Annotated in this window: 1 protein-coding gene; it reads left to right on the top strand. The window is 67.5% G+C overall.

Features of this window, described 5'->3' with window-relative positions; all coding sequences use genetic code 11:
- Positions 1-36: 36 nt before the first annotated feature.
- The coding region (locus ABH925_RS37670) for an acyltransferase domain-containing protein (protein WP_370156154.1) at positions 37-1,320 on the top strand (1,284 nt) is incomplete at its 3' end.

Below are 1,320 nucleotides of genomic sequence, written 5' to 3'. Positions count from 1 at the left end.
GTGTTGTTCACGGGTCAGGGTGCGCAGTGGGCGGGGATGGGGCGTGAGTTGTATGCCGCGTTTCCGGTGTTCGCGGCTGTGTTGGATGAGGTGTGCGCGGAGTTCGGCCCTGGCCTGCGTGAGGTGATGTTCGGTGGGGTGGGTTTGGATGAGACGGGGTGGACGCAGCCGGCGTTGTTTGCGTTCGAGGTGGCTGCGTACCGTCTGGTCGAGTCGTGGGGCGTGGAGGCCGACTATCTTCTGGGTCATTCGATCGGTGAGTTGGCGGCAGCCCATGTGGCGGGGGTGTGGTCGCTGCCCGACGCCTGTCGGGTGGTGGCTGCGCGGGGTCGGTTGATGCAGGCGTTGCCTGCGGGTGGTGCGATGGTCGCGGTTGAGGCGACCGAGGACGAGGTACTGCCGCTGCTGACCGATGGCGTGAGTATTGCGGCGGTCAACGGTCCCACCTCGGTGGTGGTTTCGGGTGACGAGGACGAGGTCGACCGTATCGCCGCGCACTTCACCGGGGCGGGTCGTCGTACTCGGCGTCTGCGGGTGAGTCATGCGTTCCACTCGTCCCGGATGGACGCGATGCTGGACGACTTCCGTGCGGTGCTTGAGGGCGTTGAGTTCTCGCGTCCGCAGATTGAAATCGTGTCGAATGTGACGGGCCGTCTCGCCACGGTCGAGGAACTCACGTCGCCCGCCTACTGGCTGGCGCAGGTGCGCGGTGCGGTACGCTTCGCCGATGGCGTACGGGAACTGGCGGACCGGGGGGTCACCCACTTCGTGGAGGTCGGCCCGGACGGAGTGCTGTCGGCGTTGGTGGCTGACCTGTCGGTGGGAACTGCAGTTCCGGTTGCCCGACGTGAGCGTGAGGGTGAGCGGGCCGCGTTGGAGGCGTTGGCGCGGCTGTATGTGTCCGGGGTTCGGGTGGACTGGGCTGCGGTGATCGGTGGCGGTCGGCGGGTGGAACTGCCGACGTATGCCTTCCAGCACGAGCGGTACTGGCCGACGGCGGCCAAGAGGGAAGCGTCCGTCGACGACAGCGGCTTCTGGGAGCTGGTGAAGAGCCGTGGTCTGGCAGAGCTGAGCGCGGAATCCGGAGTGGATGGCGAAGCCTTGGAGCGAGTGGTGCCGGCCCTGTCGGCTTGGCACGAGCGCATGGTGACGCGGAACGCAGTGACGGGCTGGCAGTACCGCGAGACCTGGGAGCCGATCGCCGCGAGCGCAGCCTCCGCTCGTACCGGGGATTGGCTGGTCGTGGCGACGGAGGGGGCTGATGCGTCTGAGGTGGTTGTGGGCCTGGGCGCCGGAACGCGGTTGGTGACTGTGGATGGG

Source organism: Streptacidiphilus sp. EB129, from assembly GCF_041262645.1.
In the GTDB taxonomy this organism is placed as follows: Bacteria; Actinomycetota; Actinomycetes; order Streptomycetales; family Streptomycetaceae; genus Streptacidiphilus.
This window is presented reverse-complemented; position numbering and strand designations above follow the sequence as displayed.